Source organism: Nonomuraea sp. NPDC052265, assembly GCF_044547985.1.
In the GTDB taxonomy this organism is placed as follows: domain Bacteria; phylum Actinomycetota; class Actinomycetes; order Streptosporangiales; family Streptosporangiaceae; genus Nonomuraea.
The window spans coordinates 25,099-41,238 of sequence record NZ_JBIUBJ010000031.1 but is presented as its reverse complement, the minus strand read 5'-3'; the positions used below and the strand labels follow the sequence as shown (position 1 = coordinate 41,238).

Below are 16,140 nucleotides of genomic sequence, written 5' to 3'. Positions count from 1 at the left end.
CATGGGCTAACGCGTGGCCGCGGTCACGAACATCGGCAGGGCCAGGAACAGCCGCCCGGTCCGGCCCCGCTCGCGCTGCTCGGCGAGCCAGCTCTCGGCCTGCGCGTCGGTGACCGCCCCGGCCGCGCTCGCCTTCCCGGCCAGGTCGGCCAGCGCGGGCACCATCGTCGCGTCGGTGCACACCCTGGTGCGGACCTCCACGGTGACGTCGGTGAGGCCCGCGTCCAGCAGGAGGTTGCGGGTGCGGCGGACGACGCGCGGGGATCTGACGAGGTCGGCGCGGGCGTGCACGATCCGGCGGGTGAGCCCGGCGTCGCCGGAGTCGATGACAAAGGTGTCCCAGTCCTGCCCGAGCAGCACGATCCGCCCGCCGGGGGCGAGCACGCGCCGCGCCTCGGCGACGGCGCGGGCGGGGTCGTCCAGGACGTGGTACACCTTCTCGGCCCGGTAGCCGCGCAGCTCGCCGTCGGCGAAGGGCAGCTCGTACGCCTGCGCCACCCGGAACTCGGCGTCGGGCCAGCGCCCGCCCGCCACGCTGATCATCCGCTCGTCGGGGTCGATGCCGATCGCCCGCGCGCCCCGCTCGGCCATCTCCGCCACCGCGCGGCCGGATCCGCAGCCGACGTCGGCCACCGCCGCCTCCGGGACGAGGTCGAGCAACTCGTAGGAACGCGCACGCAGCTCGCTCGCCCCGGGCATGCCGTCCCCGATGTCGAGCAGGGCGATGAGCGCGTCGGTCTCCTCGCCGGTGCGGCCTGTCGTCTGGTTCTTGGTCATGTGCGGCATCCTGCGGCTTCAAGTCCGCTTGAAGTCAAGCGGCCGTCCCTAGGATCACCGGTCCTGGGAAGAGTGCTCCGCTCCTCCGGCGGCCGAGGTGCGGGCATGGCGGGGTGCGGCCGGTCCGAGGACCGGTCCCGACGAGGAAGAGCGGTGATCACGCGATGAAGGCTGTGCGGTTCCACGAGTACGGCGGGATCGACGTCCTGCGGGTGGAGGAGGTCGAGCGGCGGCCGCCGGGGCCGCGTAGGCTACGGGGGAATCTTGGTGATCCACGGTCAGGAGACCAGACATGGCAGGTGACGACGACATCTCCGGGTGACACCGGAGGGTGATCGGCCCCGGCGTGAGCGCTTGAGCGCCGCCGGCGTGGCCCTGTTCGTCGTCCCCGAATCCCTGTTCCCCTTCCGGGCGGCTTCGGCGTGCCCGCTTCCTCCTCCGAGGTTCACATGGTCTCCAACCCCTGCCCGCCGGTCAGCGACGCGCTGCTGGCCCACGATCTCGTCCGGACGCTCGGCACGCGCCGCGTGCTCGACGGCCTGTCGCTCACCGCCGCCCCCGGCCGCCGGATCGGGCTCATCGGCGAGAACGGCGCGGGCAAGTCGACGCTGCTGCGCCTGCTGGCCGGCGTGGACGAGCCCGACTCCGGCACCGTCGTACGCCCCGCCGACCTGGGCTTCCTGCACCAGGAGTTGCCGTTCGCGGCCGGTGACACGCTCGCCGGCGTGCTCGACGACGCCCTACGGGAGGCGCGGGCGGACCTGGCCGAGCTCGACCGGCTCACCGGCGAGCTGGCGATGTCGCCGGACGACGCCGCTCTGCTCGAAGCGTACGGGGCCCGGCTCGACCAGGCGCAGCAGCGCGAGTCCTGGGACGCCGACCGGCGCGCGGAGATCGTCCTCGACCGGCTGGGCCTGGGCGGCGTGCCGCTGACGCGGGCGCTCGGGTCGTTGTCCGGCGGGCAGCGCGGCCGGCTCGCCCTGGCGGCGCTGCTGGTCAGGCGGCCCGCCGCGCTCCTGCTGGACGAGCCGACCAACCACCTCGACGACGACGCCGCCGTCTTCGTGGAGGAGGAGCTGCGCGGGATGACCGGCGTGGTGGTCGTGGCCAGCCACGACCGGGCCTTCCTCGACGCGGTCTGCACGGACCTGCTCGACCTCGACCCCGCCGTGGACGGCCCCGTCCGGTACGGCGGCGGCTACAGCGCGTACCTGACCGGGAAACGCGCCGAGCGCGAACGCTGGGAACGGCGTCACGCGGCCGAGCAGGAGGAGCTCGGCGAGCTGCGCCGCGCCGTCGCCGTGACCGCGCGGCGGGTGGCGCAGGACGGGCTGCGCCGCGACAACGAGAAGATGGGCTACGGCCACCGCGCCGGACGCGTGCAGCAGCAGATCTCCCGGCGGGTGCGCGAGGCCGCCCGCCGGCTCGCCGAGCTGGAACGCGAGCAGGTGCCCGCCCCGCCACCCCCGCTCCGCCTCACCGCCCCCCTCCTCATAGCGGGGGAGGACCGTGGTGACGAGCCGTTGTTGTCGGTGCGGGGCGTCGAGGTGGCCGGGCGGCTCTCGCTCGACCGGCTCGACCTGCGCTCCGGCGACCGGCTGCTGGTCACCGGACCGAACGGCGCGGGCAAGTCCACCCTCCTCGCGGTCCTGGCCGGCGACCTGGAACCGGCTGGGCGGGTACGGCGGCGGCCGGGGCTGACCGTCGGCCTGCTGCCTCAGGACACGGCGTTCGAGCACCCCGGCCGCACGGTGCGGGAGACGTACGAACAGGCCCTCGGGCCGGAGTTGGCCGGGTCCGTGCCGCTGCGCTCGCTCGGCCTGATCCGCCCGCGCGACACGAACCTGCGCGTGGGGGAGCTGTCGGCGGGCCAGCGCCGCCGTCTCGCGCTGGCGCTGCTGATCGCCGATCCGCCCGACGTCCTGCTGCTCGACGAGCCCACCAACCACCTGTCGCCGGGCCTGGCCGACGAGCTGGAGGCCGCCATGGCCGAGGACGGTCCCGGCGCGGTCGTGGTGGCCGGCCACGACCGCTGGTTGCGTGCCCGCTGGAGGGGCCGCCACCTGCGCCTGCCCGCGGACGGCTGAGGTACATCCCGTAGTACCCGAGAGCTACGCGGGAAGTGAGCTCCCCAGCGGGAGGCCCGCGAGCCGGGGGGATCCGTAGCGTCGGGGGACCGTCCCCCAAACCGGAAGGACCCCTCATGGGCACCCGCGGCCACAGCGACTACCTGGCGGCCGGATCGACGGCGCTGGCCAACCTCGCGCGGATCGTGACCGGCCGACCCGTAAGCTGGACCAAGGGTGCAAGACAGGGCAGAAGGAACGTGGGCGAGGGCGGATGAGCAGGCTGCGGAAAGCCCTCGCGACCCTGCGCGCGGACCTGTGGACGACGGCCCGCGACCCCCTGCCCCGCATGGGCGGGCCGCGCGGCCTGTCCCGGCTCCCGCACGTCCTCGTCGTCCTGTACGCGCTGGCCATGGGCATGTACCCCGCCGGGGAGGGCATCGACTCGACCGTCCCGCTGCTGGCCATGGCCATGGCGGGGGCCCTGGTGCTGGCGATGTGGCGCCCGCTGCCCGCCTGGTGGGCGACGATCGTGCTCATGGTCGCCGGGGCGCGGTCAGGGATGACGTACGTGTCGCAACAGCTCAGCTTCCCCTGGACGGTGCATCCCGAGGCGTACGAGAGGCTGCCCTTCACCTACGACAACCCGCTCGCCTTCCCGTGGACCGGCTCCGGCGTCGCGTTGCAGTCCGGCGTGCTGTTCCTGCTGGCGCTGCGGGTACGCCCCCGCGTCGCCGTCGAGGCGCTGGCGATGACCGCGCTGACGGTGGTGGTGATCGTGGTGCTCATGCCGGAGGCCAACGGAGGCGGCCTGGGGATGACGGCCCTGCTGGCCGACGCGGTCGCGGTCGCCGTCGGGTCCGGGGTGCGCCAGCTCAGGACGACCCGTACCCGGCTGGAGGCCCAGGAGGGGTTGACGGCCGAGGAACGGGCCCGCCGCACGCTGCTGGAGGAGCGCAGCAGGATCGCCCGCGAACTGCACGACGTGGTCGCCCACCACATGTCGGTGATCTCCATCCAGGCGCAGGTCGCGCCGCACCTGGTGGACGACCCGCCGCAGGAGCTGAGGGAGAACCTGGCGGGCATCCGCGAGAACGCCGTCGAGGCGCTGACCGAGCTGCGCCGGGTCCTGGGCGTGCTGCGCGCGCAGGACCAGCCGGCCGACGCGCCGCAGCCCACCCTCGACCGGCTGGAGGAGCTGGTGGCGAACGTGCGCGGCGCGGGCGTCACGCTCTCCGCCGAGATCGCCGGGGAGGCGCGCCCGCTGTCGCCGGGCGTGGAGCTGTCGGCGTACCGGATCGTGCAGGAGGCGCTCAGCAACGCCATGCGGCACGCCCCGGGTGCGGCGGTGGCGGTCCGGCTGGCGTACCGGCCCGGAGCCCTCGCCATCCGGGTCGTCAACGATCCGCCCGGCAGGCCGGCGCCGTCCTCGCCCGGCGCCGGGCACGGGCTGCTCGGCATGCGCGAGCGCGCCGCCATGCTGGGCGGCGACCTGGTCGCCGGGCCCACGCCGGAGGGCGGCTACGAGGTCAGCGTGTTCCTGCCGGTCGATTCATAGAAAGGCATCCAGACCACCTCATGACGAGCATCCGCGTGCTCATCGCCGACGACCAGATCATGGTCCGCCAGGGCTTCACCGTGCTGCTCAACGCCGAGCCCGGGATCGAGGTCGTGGGCCAGGCCGTCAACGGGCTCGACGCCGTCGCCAAGGTCGCCGAGCTGGACCCCGACGTCGTCCTCATGGACGTGCGCATGCCCGAACTCGGCGGCATCGAGGCCACCCGCCGGATCGCCGCCCGTCCGGACGCGTCGGCGAAGGTGCTGGTCCTGACCACGTTCGACCTCGACGACTACGTCTACGAGGCGCTGCGCGCCGGGGCGTCCGGATTCCTGCTCAAGGACGCCTCGGCGGCCGAGCTGGCCCACGCGGTGCGGGTGGTGGCGTCCGGCGACGCGCTGCTGGCCCCGAACCTCACCAAGCGCCTGATCGCCGAGTTCACCCGGGTCAGCGGCTCGCGGCGGGTGCCGCTGAAGGAGCGCGTGGGCGACCTGACCGAGCGCGAGACCGAGGTGCTGTCGCTGATCGCGCAGGGCCTGTCGAACGCCGAGATCGCCGAGCGCCTGGTGGTCGCCGAGCAGACGGTCAAGACCCATGTGAGCCGGATCCTGGTCAAGCTCGGGCTGCGCGACCGTACCCAGGCGGCGGTCTTCGCGTACGAGACGGGGCTGGTCCGCCCCTCGGGCTACTAACCTCAGGCGGCGGCCAGCCGGACGATCTCGCGCGGCCGGGCCTCGCGCTCGTCGAAGGCCACGTCGACGTCGGCGGTCCCGAGCGCGGCCAGCGACGCGGCGAACGCCTCGTCGGACTCCCAGCGCACGATGGAGACCACCGCGTCCTCCGACAGCCAGCACTCGGCCGACAGGCAGCCGGGCATGCCCCGGAACACCTCGGCCACCTTGCGCACCCGCTCGACGAACTCCTCCCGGTAGGCGGCGTGCGGGTAGTGCGAGGCGATCATGGCGACGTTCACGGAACTCTCCTCTGTGTTGGCCAACATAGAATACGATTGTTAGCACAGAGGGGGTGGCGTGACAACGCGACGGGAACAGACCAGCAACGAGAGCCGCGAGCTGATCCTCAACGCGGCGGCCGAGCTGTTCGCCGAGAAGGGCTACCGGCAGACGACGTTCCACGACGTGTCCCAGCGTTCGGGCATCAGCCGCGGCTCCATCCCGTGGCACTTCGGCAGCAAGGAGGGCCTGCTGCTGGCCGTGCTCGAACGTTCGGTGGCCAGGGTCCGCGACGGCCTCGCCGCCGTCCCCGAGTCCGGCGATCCGGGCTTCGGGCCGTTCGACCTGGGGGTCGGCGCGATGTTCGCCCTGCCGACCACCAAGCTCTTCGTCACCCTGCTGGTCGAGGCGCTGGAGCCCGGCTCGCCCATCCGCGACCGCTACGTCGAGATCCACGACACGCTGCGCGACCACTGCAGGCGCTGGCTCGAACGCCTGCCGCTGCCGCCGGGCCTGTCGGCGGAGGCCCTGGCCGTCGCGCTCGTCGGTGCCGGCATCGGCATCCACCAGCAGTGGCTGCTCGCCCCCGACCGCGTCGACGCCCCCGAGGCCCTGGCCGCCCTCCGCACCCTGGTCGCCGCCCTCCTGCCCCCGGCCGACCGCGGCGCGGGCTAGTTGTCCTCGGCGCGGTCGGCCGCGATGCGGTCGAGCAGGCCGGTGCCGTGGATCGCGGAGGGGCGTGCCACGGCGCTCGGGCTGAGCCGGCTTCGGGTCGCGTACGCGTCGCTCAAGGCGGGTCCTTCCGGGCTGGGGTCTTTCGTCCCGATCATCTCCCGGGGCGCCCGGACAGGACAGGACATCGACGGGTAATGGACGCGTCACGGCCGGTGCCGCCGGGGCGCGGACTGGACATGTCATCAGAGGGGGTGCCCCGGGTGAAAGGGAGGTCGTGATGAAGGTTGTCGTGGTCGGCGGGACCGGCCTGATCGGGTCGAAGCTGGTGAAGAAGCTGGCCGGGGACGGGCACGAGGCGGTCGCCGCGTCCCCGAGGACCGGCGTCGACACCCTCACGGGCGAGGGGCTGGCCGACGTCCTGGAGGGCGCGCAGGTCGTCGTGGACGTCTCCAACTCGCCGTCGTTCGAGCGGGCCGCGGTGCTGGAGTTCTTCGAGACCTCCACGGGCAACCTGCTGGCCGCCGAGGCCGCGGCGGGCGTCGGTCACCACGTCGCGCTGTCGGTCGTGGGCACCGATCGCCTGCCCGACAACGGCTACTTCGCCGCCAAGATCGCCCAGGAGCGGCTGATCGAGAAGTCGGGGCTCCCGTACTCGCTGGTGCACGCGACGCAGTTCTTCGAGTTCGTGCGCGGCATCGCCGACGAGGCCACCGTGGACGGCGAGGTGCACATCGCGCCCGTGCTGTTCCGGCCGGTCGCGGGCGACGACGTCGCGGCCGCGGTCGGCCGGGTCGCGACCGGGACGCCGCTGAACGGCCGGACCGAGATCGCCGGCCCCGAGCAGTACCGCATGGACGAGTTCTTCCGCCAGGCGCTGGCCGGCCTCGGCGACCCGCGCCAGGTGGTCGCCGACGAGCGCGCCCGCTACTTCGGCAGCGAGCTGACCGAGCGCTCGCTGGTGCCCGGCGACGACGCCGTCCTGGGGCGGATCACGTACCACGACTGGGCCGCCGCCCAGTAGGCCGCACGTCATGACGGTCCGCTCGGGTGGCGGTCAGAACCAGGCGGCCAGGGCCTCCTCCAGTGCCGCGTCCGGCGCGTCGCCCGCCCAGGCGACGACGCCGTCGGGCCGGACCAGCAGGCCGCCGAACTCGCGGACGTCCACCGGCTTGGCCGCCAGCATCGGCACGCGCGGGTCGGCCGCCAGGCCGGCCCCGAGATCCAGCAGCAGCCCCCGCCCGTCGTGGAGGTGGTCGGCGACCCGGCTGGCGTCGGCCAGCTCCAGGTCGGGGACGCTCCGGCCGACCAGCGGGTGGTCGCCGGGCAGCTCGTAGCGCTGCCAGACGCCCGAGAGCCGCTTGACGAAGTACGTGGTGCCCTCGGTGGTGCCGATCAGGTCGGACACGACGGCCCGCAGCGCCCAGGGACCGGCCTCGGGCCGCATGAGCTGCACCTGGGCGCGGGTCCAGTCGAGCACCCACGCGCCGATGGGGTGGCGTTCGGCGGTGTAGGTGTCGAGCAGCGCCTCGGGCGAGCGGCCCCGGACCACGGCGGCGAGCTTCCAGCCGAGGTTGACGGCGTCGCCGATGCCCAGATTGAGCCCCTGGCCGCCGAAGGGGGAGTGGACGTGCGCCGCGTCGCCGGCCAGCAGGACCCGGCCCAGCCGGTAGGTGGTGGCCTGGCGGGCGTTGTCGGTGAAGCGGGTGGCCGTCTTGACGCCGGTGACGGTGACGTCCACGCCGGAGACGGCCCGCAGGCTGGCCTGCAGTTCCTCGGCGGTGACCGGCGTGGTGCGGTCCTCGGGCGGTCCGTCGAACTCCACGGTGAGGATGCGGCCGGGGACCGGCCCGTTGGCGTAGGTGCCGGTGTCGGTGTGGTTCCAGCCGACGGCCAGCCCTTCGCCGCCCTCCATCGACACGACGGCCTGGTGGCCGGTGATCAGCGGGGGAGTGCCGGGGAAGTCGAAGCCGGCCAGGCGGCGCACCGTGCTGCGGCCGCCGTCGCAGCCCACCAGCCATCCGCAGCGGAACTCGCGCTCGCCCGCCCGCACGACGACCCCGTCGGCGGAGGGCTCGAAGCCGGTCAGCTCCACCCCGCGCAGCACGTCCACGCCGAGTTCGGCGGCGCGTTCGCCGAGCACCCGCTCGATGTCCTGCTGCCGGATGCCGGTGAGGCGGGACGCCGGTCCGCGGTCGGCGAAGTCGGGGTCGCTCTCGTCCACCAGCTCGTTGAGCAGCCACAGCCCGGCGAAGTGCCCGGCGAAGGAGGACACCTTGGGCCGCTCGCCCGCCGCCGCCCCGCCCCGCTGCGCCATGAACGCCTGGAACGCCTTCATGGTCTCGGCCTGGGCCTCCTCCAGCACGGGGAGCAGCCCGCGCCGGTAGAACGCCTCCGCCGTGGGCGTGTTGACCGAGCCGGCCTTGACCGTCTGGTCGATGTCGGTCAGCCGCTCCAGCACCGCCACGCGGACGTCGTGCAACCGCAGCTCGCAGGCGAGCATCAGCCCCACGGGACCGCCACCGGAAATGATCACGTCGTAGTCCATGGCGAAAACTATACCCGACTAAATTTTAAGTGCGATACACTTTTTTCTGTGAAAGAGATCCCATCGCTCCGCGAACGCAAGAAGGCCGAGACCCGCAAGCGCATCTCCGACCACGGCTCGATGTTGTTCTACGCACGCGGTTTCGACGAGGTGACCATCGGCGAGATCGCCGCGGCGGCGGACGTCTCCAAGGTGACGGTGTTCAACTACTTCCCCCGCAAGGAGGACATCTTCTTCGACCGCATCCCCGAGCTGGTCGACCTGATCACCGAGACCGTCCGGGGCCGCCGGCCGGGCGAGCCGGTGCTGTCCGCGCTGCGGGGCATGCTCGTCCGGCACGCGCGGGAGGGCCATCCGCTCGGCGGGATCGACGACCGGTTCGTGCACTTCTTCCGGGTGGTGACCGGCTCCGCGGCGCTGCGGGCGCGCGCCAGGGAGATCGCGGACGAGCTGGAGGCCGTGCTCGCGACCTTGATCGACAAGTCCGGAGAGGGGCTGCCCGGCCGGTTGACCGCGGCCATGCTCGTCGGCGCCTTCCGCTCGGCCTACCTGGCCGCCGCGGCCCGCCAACTGGCCGGGGAGAGGGCCGCCGACGTGCTCGCCGACCACGTCGCCGCCGTGGACCTGGCCTTCGACGTGCTGGAACGGGGGCTGGCGGGCGGGTAGGCGGCTTCTGGCGAAGCACCCGTCCCTGAACGCCGTCTCCGCGGGCGGGCGGGCGCACCGGTCAGGAACGGAGAAGCGCCCGCCCCCGGACCCCGTTACCGTGAGGCCGTACCCTCGTAGCTGGTCGGATCCGGCCAGGCGACGCCGGCGGGGGCCCCGCGCGAGAGATGGAGAAACGATGAGCACGCACACGCCGCCCGAGCGGCAGGTCGCCGACAGCCACGATCTGATCCGGGTCCACGGCGCGCGCGAGAACAACCTCAAGGACATCAGCGTCGAGATCCCCAAGCGCCGGCTGACGGTGTTCACCGGCGTGTCCGGCTCGGGCAAGAGCTCCCTGGTGTTCGCCACGATCGCCGCCGAGTCGCAGCGGCTGATCAACGAGACCTACAGCACGTTCGTCCAGGGTTTCATGCCGACGCTGGCCCGGCCCGAGGTCGACGTGCTCGAAGGGCTGACCACCGCGATCATCGTCGACCAGCAGCGCATGGGCGCCGACCCCCGCTCCACCGTCGGCACCGCCACCGACGCCAACGCGATGCTGCGCATCCTGTTCAGCCGGCTCGGGCAGCCGCACATCGGCTCGCCCAACGCCTACTCCTTCAACGTGCCCTCGGTCCGCGCGACCGGCGCGATCACCGTCGAACGCGGATCGAGCAAGACGGTCCGGCAGAGCTTCACCCGCCTGGGCGGCATGTGCCCCCGCTGCGAGGGCCGCGGCACGGTCTCCGACATCGACCTCACCCAGCTCTACGACGACTCCAAGTCGCTGGCCGCCGGCGCCTTCACCATCCCCGGCTGGAAGTCCGACAGCTTCTGGACCGTACGCGTCTACGCCGAGTCGGGGCTGCTCGACCCCGACAAGCCGATCCGCGACTTCACCAAGCAGGAGATGCAGGACTTCCTCTACCGGGAGCCGACCAAGGTCAAGGTCGAGGGCGTCAACCTCACCTACGAAGGGCTCATCCCGAAGATCCAGAAGACGTTCCTGTCGAAGGACAAGGAGGGCATGCAGCCGCACATCCGCGCCTTCGTCGAACGGGCGGTCACCTTCACCACCTGCCCCGAGTGCGACGGCACCCGGCTCAGCCCGGAGGCCAGGTCCTCGAAGATCGACGGCGTCAGCATCGCCGACGCGTGCCGGATGCAGATCACCGACCTGGCCGCGTGGATCCGCGGCCTCGACCGGCCGTCCGTGGCGCCGCTGCTGGCCACCCTGGGCCGTACGCTCGACTCCTTCGTCGAGATCGGCCTCGGCTACCTGTCGCTCGACCGGCCGGCCGGGACGCTGTCGGGCGGCGAGGCGCAGCGCGTCAAGATGATCCGCCACCTCGGCTCCTCCCTCACCGACACCACGTACGTCTTCGACGAGCCCACCATCGGCCTGCACCCCCACGACATCCAGCGGATGAACGGCCTGCTGGCCAGGCTGCGCGACAAGGGCAACACCGTGCTCGTCGTCGAGCACAAGCCGGAGGCCATCGCCGTCGCCGACCACGTCGTCGACCTCGGCCCCGGCGCCGGCACGGAGGGCGGCACCGTCTGCTTCGAGGGCACCGTCGAGGGGCTGCGGGCCAGCGGCACCGTCACCGGCCGCCACCTCGACGACCGCGCCCGCCTCAAGGAGGAGGTGCGCAAGCCCACCGGCGCGCTGGAGATCCGCGGCGCGAACAGGCACAACCTGCGCAACGTCGACGTCGACATCCCGCTCGGGGTGCTGGTCGTCGTCACCGGCGTGGCCGGTTCCGGCAAGAGCTCGCTCGTGCACGGGTCCGTCCCGGCCGGCGCGGGCGTGGTGTCGATCGACCAGAGCCCGATCCGCGGCTCGCGGCGGAGCAACCCGGCGACCTACACCGGCCTGCTCGACCCGATCCGCAAGGCGTTCGCCAAGGCCAACGGCGTCAAGCCGGCGCTGTTCAGCGCCAACTCCGAGGGCGCCTGCCCCAACTGCAACGGCGCCGGCGTCATCTACACCGACCTGGGCGTGATGGCCGGCGTCGCCACCGTGTGCGACGAGTGCGAGGGCAGGCGGTTCCAGGCCGAGGTGCTGGAGTACCGCCTCGGCGGCCGGGACATCAGCGAGGTGCTGGCGATGCCGGTGACCGAGGCCGAGGAGTTCTTCGGCGCGGGCGAGGCGCGCACCCCGGCCGCGCACGCCATCCTCGGCCGGCTCGCCGACGTCGGGCTCGGCTACCTGAGCCTCGGCCAGCCGCTCACCACGCTGTCCGGCGGCGAGCGGCAGCGGCTCAAGCTGGCCACCCAGATGGCCGAGAAGAGCGGCAGCGTCTACGTGCTCGACGAGCCCACCACCGGCCTGCACCTCGCCGACGTCGAGCAGCTTCTCGGCCTGCTCGACCGGCTCGTCGACGGCGGCAAGTCGGTGATCGTCATCGAGCACCACCAGGCGGTCATGGCGCACGCCGACTGGATCATCGACCTCGGTCCCGGAGCCGGTCACGACGGCGGCCGGGTCGTCTTCGAGGGCACCCCCGCCGACCTCGTCGCCGCCCGCTCCACACTGACCGGCGAGCACCTGGCCGCCTACGTCGGCGCCACCACCCCATGAGGCTGCTCGTCGTCGGCGGCAGCGGCTTCCTGGGCGCCGAGCTCGTCCGGCAGGGCGCGGCGGCCGGGCACGGGGTGACCGCGACCTGCCACACCCGCCCCGGCGAGGCGGCCGGCGTCGCGTGGTCGCCGCTCGACGTGCGCCGGCGCGCCGACGTCGAGGCGCTGGTCGCCGCGGTCCGGCCGGAGGCGGTCGTCAACGCCGCCTTCCGCCAGCACGACTGGGCGACCACGGCCACCGGGGCCGCGAACGTCGCCCTGGCCGCCGCCGCGGCGGGCAGCCGCCTGGTCCACGTCTCCAGCGACGCGGTCTTCTCCGGGGCCGCGACCCGCTACGACGAGACGTGCGTGCCCGACCCGATCACCCCGTACGGCGCGGCCAAGGCGGCCGCCGAGACGGTCGTGGCCGCGGTCGCGCCGGACTCGGTGATCGCCAGGACGTCGCTGATCATCGGCGACGGCGGCTCGTCGCACGAGGCCCGGGTGCACGCCCTGGCCACCGGCGGGACCGAGGGCGTGCTGTTCACCGACGACGTGCGATGCCCGGTGCACGTCACCGACCTCGCGGCGGCCCTCCTCGAACTGACCGCCTCCGGCCGGTCCGGCGTCCACCACGTCGCCGGGGCAGACGCGGTGAGCCGGTACGAGCTGGGCCTGCTCATCGCCCGCCGCGACGGGCTCGACCCGGACCGGCTCCCGGCGGGCCTGCGCGCCGGGTCGGGCGTGCCGGGCCCGCTGGACGTGCGCCTGGACTGCGCCGCCACCCAGCGGCAGCTGCGGACCGTGCTGCGCGGCGCGCGCCGGTTCCTCGACCGCTCCCGTCCCTGACCTGGCCGCCCGGCCGGTCAGGGACGCTGGTTGATGCGGATCAGGTTGCCCGCCGGGTCGCGTACGGCGCAGTCGCGCACCCCGTACGGCTGCTCGGCCGGCTCCTGGACGATCTCCGCGCCGCCGGCCGCCAGCCGGTCGAAGACGGCGTCGAGGTCGTCCGTGGCCAGGTTGATGCCGGCGAAGGTGCCCTTGGCCATCATCTCGATGATCGTGCGGCGCTCGTCCTCGGTGATCCCGCACCCGTCGGGGACCGGCGGCTGCAGCACGATCGACGTGCCGGGCTGGCCGGCGGGGCCGACGGTGATCCAGCGCATCCCGTCGTAGCCGACGTCGCCGCGCACCTCGAAGCCGAGGGCGTCGCGATAGAAGGCCAGGGAGGCGTCCGGGTCGTCGTGCGGGAGGTAGCTGGAGTGGATGCTGATGTCCATGCCCGTCACGCTAGCCGCGCCCCGCCTGGCGGCGCTTCTCCGTTCCTGACCGCCGTCCGGCGACGCTCTCAGGAGGAAGCCTGGCGAGACCGGGTCAGCTGTGGCCCGGGGCGGGCGTGGTCCCCGGTTCCAGCGGCAGCACCGGGATGCGCAGGGTGGTCGTGCCGGTGGTCAGGCGGAAGGTGACGTCGATCGGCGTCGCGCCGAGCGGACGGTCGATGTCCAGCATCTCCAGGTGCGGACGGCTCTGCCCCTCCTGGAGCGAGACGGTCGAGCGAGCCGGGACCGTCACATGGACGTCCTCCTGCGGCGCGCCGGGCCCCGCGCGGTAGACGACCTTCCTGGCGTGCACGGTGCTGACGCCGTCGAGCTTCTGGGGCTGGTCGCTCTCGTTGACCAGCGTCAGGTACAGGCCCAGGTCGTCGCCCGCCTTCTGCCGGTCCATGGGCGGGGCCAGGATGTGCACGTGCAGCAGCCGCATCGCGCCCACCTGCCCGTCGACCAGCCCCTCCCGGGACGTGCCCTGGGGCAGGGGCGACTCCCGCTGCCCCGGGTTGCAGGCCGGCAGCAGCGCCAGCACGCACAGGGCCGACAAGAAGGGCAGCAGCGCTCGCGAGCCCCGTGGTGATGTCCTCATGTTCGTGCCTTCGTGTGGTGTGAGGCCGGTGACGAGGGCCACAGTGCGGGCCCGCTCGCGCGAGCGCCGCCTGCGGGGGGTTGACCGCAAGCACGATGTACCCGCCTGACCGGACGCCATGCCGGACGCGTTCAGGCGCCGGAGTCGCGGTAGAAGCTCAGACCGGCGTGCTCGGGATCGGTGTACACCTTCACCGTCCCGTCCGGGTACGCGGCGAACGGCAGGACGACGCCGTCCGGGCACGGGTGCAGGAACATCAGCGTCGGTCCCACGACGACGAACGAGCGGGCCCGGGGCGTGGCGTGCTCGGAGCCGTGCTCGGCGCGCCACCGGGCCACCCGGTCGGCCGCGCCGGGCTGCCGGGCGACGTCCTCGACCTTCCCGATCAGGTCCTCCATGGCGACCCGGTCGAGGATCTCGATCTGCAACTCCTGCGGTTCCCCCATGCCGTTCTTCCTTGGCTCGTGTCTTCCGTGGTTTCCGCGACGCGGACGCCGGCCGGCCGGTGAGCCCGCCGATCCCGGGATGAGCGGCCTACCCCCTGCCCGGTCCGGCGAAACGGCGCAGGTCAGCGGCTTGATCGCGTGGCGCGCGCGGCACGGCGTCCCCGCCTGGGCCACCGGACGGGTCACCGGCGGCGGCGGTGACGATAGACCGCGCCCCGGCCGGGCAGAGAAGGGGGTTTCTCAGGTTCAGGAGCCCCCATGTCTGGTGATCAGTTCACGTCCTCCGCCCTGCCGGGCGAGCCCGGCGCGGCGTCCGCGGCACGCCGGGACGGCCACGCGTCCGGCCCGCGACCGGACCCGCCGGGCCTGCCCTTCGGCAGGCCCGGACGGCCGTTCGGCAGCACGCCCTTCGTCTTCGGGTTCACCGCCGCGCTCGGCGTGCTGACCGCCTGGCTGCTGGTCCAGGCGCTCACCGCCAGCGCCTCGATACTGCTGCTGATCGTCGTGTCGTTGTTCCTGGCCGTCGGCCTGGACCCCGCCGTACGGTGGCTGGAGGAGCACGGCCTGCCGCGCTGGGGGGCGATCACCGCGGTGTTCACGGCGGTGATCGTGCTGTTCGCCGGGTTCGCCATGGCGGTCATCCCGGCGTTGTCGGAGCAGGCGGGCCAGTTCGCCGACCAGTTGCCCACCTACATCCAGCAGTTGCAGAACAACCCCCAGATCCGTGACCTGGACCAGCGCTACCAGCTCCTGGAACGGCTGCAGGCGTACCTGACCAGCGGCGACCTGGGCCGGCAGGTGTTCGGCGGGCTGCTCGGCATCGCCTCGATCGTGGTCAGCGCCGTGTTCTCCACGCTGACCGTGCTCATCCTCACCCTGTACTTCCTGGGCGCGCTGCGCTCCATCACGCGTACCGGCTACCGGCTGATCCCGCGCAGCCGCAGGGACCGGGCCCGGCTGCTCGGCGACGAGATACTCAACCGGGTCGGCGGCTACGTGGCCGGCAACCTGATCATCTCCCTGATCGCGGGCGTGACCACGTTCGTCTTCCTGTGGATCGCGGGCGTGCCGTACGCGCTCGCCCTGGCGATCATCGTGGCCCTCACCGACCTCATCCCGCTCATCGGCGCGTTCATCGGCGCGGGCATCGCCACGCTGGTCGCGCTGTTCGCCTCGCTCCCGGTGGCCATCGCCACGCTCATCTTCTTCGTCGTCTACCAGCAGATCGAGAACTACCTGATCGCGCCCAAGGTGATGAAGTCGTCCGTGGACGTGCCGGCCGCCGCCACGATCGTGGCCGCCCTCATCGGCGGCGCCCTGCTCGGCGTGGTGGGCGCCCTGCTGGCCATCCCGGTCGCCGCCGCCGTCCAGGTGATCGTCAACCACGTGGTGCTGCCCCGTCAGGAACGTCACTGAGGACGCCGCGTGTGAGCGCCTGACCTCGGGGTACCTGTGCCGGACCCGACGCCCGGCAATCTTCGTCCCCGCCGGGCGCCCCGACCCCAGGGAGGCCGTCCATGGACGCGATCGTGCTGCTCAAAGAGGACCACAAGACGGTGGAGAAGCTGTTCAAGGAGTTCGAGAAGGCGGGTCCCGACGCCCACAAGACCAAGCAGAAGATCGTCGCGCAGGTCATCGAGGAGCTGACCGCGCACACCTACATCGAGGAGACGATCTTCTACCCGGCCGCCCGCGCGGGCACCCCCGACACGACCGACCACATCCTGGAGAGCGTCGAGGAACACCATGTCGTCGTCTGGATGTTGTCGGAGCTGAAGGACCTCGACCCGGCCGACGAGCGCTACGACGCCAAGATGACGGTGCTCATGGAGAACGTCCGCCACCACGTCGAGGAGGAGGAGAAGGAGTGGTTCCCGCAGGTGCGCGAGTCCATGGGCCGCAACCGGCTGCAGGAGCTGGGTGAGGAGATGGCCAAGGCCAAGGCCGAGGCCCCCCGCGACCCCCTGAAGATCCCCAGCGCGTCCTCCTAGGC

General features: G+C 72.8%; 17 protein-coding genes. 11 read left to right on the top strand and 6 right to left on the bottom strand.

The annotated features are described in order from the left end of the window. Positions 1-6 precede the first annotated feature (6 nt). Positions 7-777 (bottom strand): methyltransferase domain-containing protein, encoded by a 771-nt coding sequence (locus ACIHAD_RS44645; protein WP_397360922.1) that lies wholly within the window; start codon positions 775-777, stop codon positions 7-9. Positions 778-1,226: 449 nt separating this feature from the next. On the opposite strand from ACIHAD_RS44645, the gene ACIHAD_RS44640 reads away from it, so the two are divergent. From ACIHAD_RS44640 to ACIHAD_RS44625, 4 genes are all read left to right on the top strand, one after another. Next, positions 1,227-2,864, top strand: a complete 1,638-nt coding sequence (locus tag ACIHAD_RS44640) for an ABC-F family ATP-binding cassette domain-containing protein (protein WP_397360921.1) — start codon at positions 1,227-1,229, stop codon at positions 2,862-2,864. A gap of 116 nt (positions 2,865-2,980) precedes the next feature. Then, a complete protein-coding gene (locus tag ACIHAD_RS44635) occupies positions 2,981-3,121 on the top strand; it encodes a hypothetical protein (RefSeq protein ID WP_397360920.1) in 141 nt (46 codons plus the stop codon). Continuing rightward, a complete protein-coding gene (locus ACIHAD_RS44630; RefSeq protein ID WP_397360919.1) occupies positions 3,118-4,401 on the top strand; it encodes a sensor histidine kinase in 1,284 nt (427 codons plus the stop codon). Before ACIHAD_RS44635 ends, ACIHAD_RS44630 begins: the two co-directional genes overlap by 4 nt. Before the next feature lie 20 nt (positions 4,402-4,421). Further along, on the top strand, positions 4,422-5,093 hold the full coding sequence (locus ACIHAD_RS44625) for a response regulator (RefSeq protein WP_397360918.1): 672 nt from the start codon (positions 4,422-4,424) through the stop codon (positions 5,091-5,093). A 2-nt stretch (positions 5,094-5,095) separates the two neighbouring features. Here ACIHAD_RS44625 and ACIHAD_RS44620 read toward each other — a convergent pair whose 3' ends face one another. Beyond that, the gene (locus ACIHAD_RS44620) at positions 5,096-5,374 is read right to left on the bottom strand and encodes an antibiotic biosynthesis monooxygenase family protein (RefSeq protein ID WP_397360917.1); all 279 of its coding nucleotides are present in this window, start codon (positions 5,372-5,374) and stop codon (positions 5,096-5,098) included. Positions 5,375-5,432: 58 nt separating this feature from the next. Here ACIHAD_RS44620 and ACIHAD_RS44615 point away from each other — a divergent pair, with 58 nt between their 5' ends. Both ACIHAD_RS44615 and ACIHAD_RS44610 read left to right on the top strand, forming a co-directional pair. After that, positions 5,433-6,029, top strand: a complete 597-nt coding sequence (locus ACIHAD_RS44615) for a TetR family transcriptional regulator (protein ID WP_397360916.1) — start codon at positions 5,433-5,435, stop codon at positions 6,027-6,029. 277 nt (positions 6,030-6,306) lie between these two features. Further along, positions 6,307-7,050 carry an SDR family oxidoreductase gene (locus ACIHAD_RS44610; protein WP_397360915.1) on the top strand — a complete coding sequence of 248 codons (744 nt, stop codon included), beginning with the start codon at positions 6,307-6,309 and terminating at the stop codon, positions 7,048-7,050. Between the two features lie 33 nt (positions 7,051-7,083). Here ACIHAD_RS44610 and ACIHAD_RS44605 read toward each other — a convergent pair whose 3' ends face one another. Continuing rightward, entirely contained in the window at positions 7,084-8,574 is a 1,491-nt protein-coding gene (locus ACIHAD_RS44605) for an FAD-dependent oxidoreductase (protein WP_397360914.1), read from the bottom strand. A gap of 48 nt (positions 8,575-8,622) precedes the next feature. Here ACIHAD_RS44605 and ACIHAD_RS44600 point away from each other — a divergent pair, with 48 nt between their 5' ends. From ACIHAD_RS44600 to ACIHAD_RS44590, 3 genes are all read left to right on the top strand, one after another. After that, complete coding sequence (locus ACIHAD_RS44600) at positions 8,623-9,240, top strand: TetR/AcrR family transcriptional regulator (protein ID WP_397360913.1); 618 nt, start codon at positions 8,623-8,625, stop codon at positions 9,238-9,240. A gap of 178 nt (positions 9,241-9,418) precedes the next feature. Continuing rightward, positions 9,419-11,806 (top strand): ATP-binding cassette domain-containing protein, encoded by a 2,388-nt coding sequence (locus ACIHAD_RS44595; RefSeq protein ID WP_397360912.1) that lies wholly within the window; start codon positions 9,419-9,421, stop codon positions 11,804-11,806. After that, positions 11,803-12,633, top strand: coding sequence for an SDR family oxidoreductase (locus tag ACIHAD_RS44590; RefSeq protein ID WP_397360911.1), 831 nt, complete (start codon positions 11,803-11,805; stop codon positions 12,631-12,633). The genes ACIHAD_RS44595 and ACIHAD_RS44590 overlap by 4 nt, the downstream gene beginning before the upstream one ends. Positions 12,634-12,650: 17 nt before the next feature. Here the strand turns inward: ACIHAD_RS44590 and ACIHAD_RS44585 are convergent, their stop codons facing one another. The 3 genes from ACIHAD_RS44585 to ACIHAD_RS44575 form a co-directional block, all read right to left on the bottom strand. Then, on the bottom strand, positions 12,651-13,064 hold the full coding sequence (locus tag ACIHAD_RS44585) for a VOC family protein (protein WP_397360910.1): 414 nt from the start codon (positions 13,062-13,064) through the stop codon (positions 12,651-12,653). 94 nt (positions 13,065-13,158) lie between these two features. Continuing rightward, a complete protein-coding gene (locus ACIHAD_RS44580; protein ID WP_397360909.1) occupies positions 13,159-13,701 on the bottom strand; it encodes a hypothetical protein in 543 nt (180 codons plus the stop codon). A 131-nt stretch (positions 13,702-13,832) separates the two neighbouring features. Further along, entirely contained in the window at positions 13,833-14,147 is a 315-nt protein-coding gene (locus ACIHAD_RS44575) for a hypothetical protein (RefSeq protein ID WP_397360908.1), read from the bottom strand. Between the two features lie 258 nt (positions 14,148-14,405). Here ACIHAD_RS44575 and ACIHAD_RS44570 point away from each other — a divergent pair, with 258 nt between their 5' ends. Then, positions 14,406-15,563, top strand: a complete 1,158-nt coding sequence (locus tag ACIHAD_RS44570) for an AI-2E family transporter (RefSeq protein WP_397360907.1) — start codon at positions 14,406-14,408, stop codon at positions 15,561-15,563. Positions 15,564-15,664: 101 nt separating this feature from the next. Next, positions 15,665-16,138, top strand: a complete 474-nt coding sequence (locus ACIHAD_RS44565; RefSeq protein WP_397360906.1) for a hemerythrin domain-containing protein — start codon at positions 15,665-15,667, stop codon at positions 16,136-16,138. Positions 16,139-16,140: the final 2 nt, after the last annotated feature.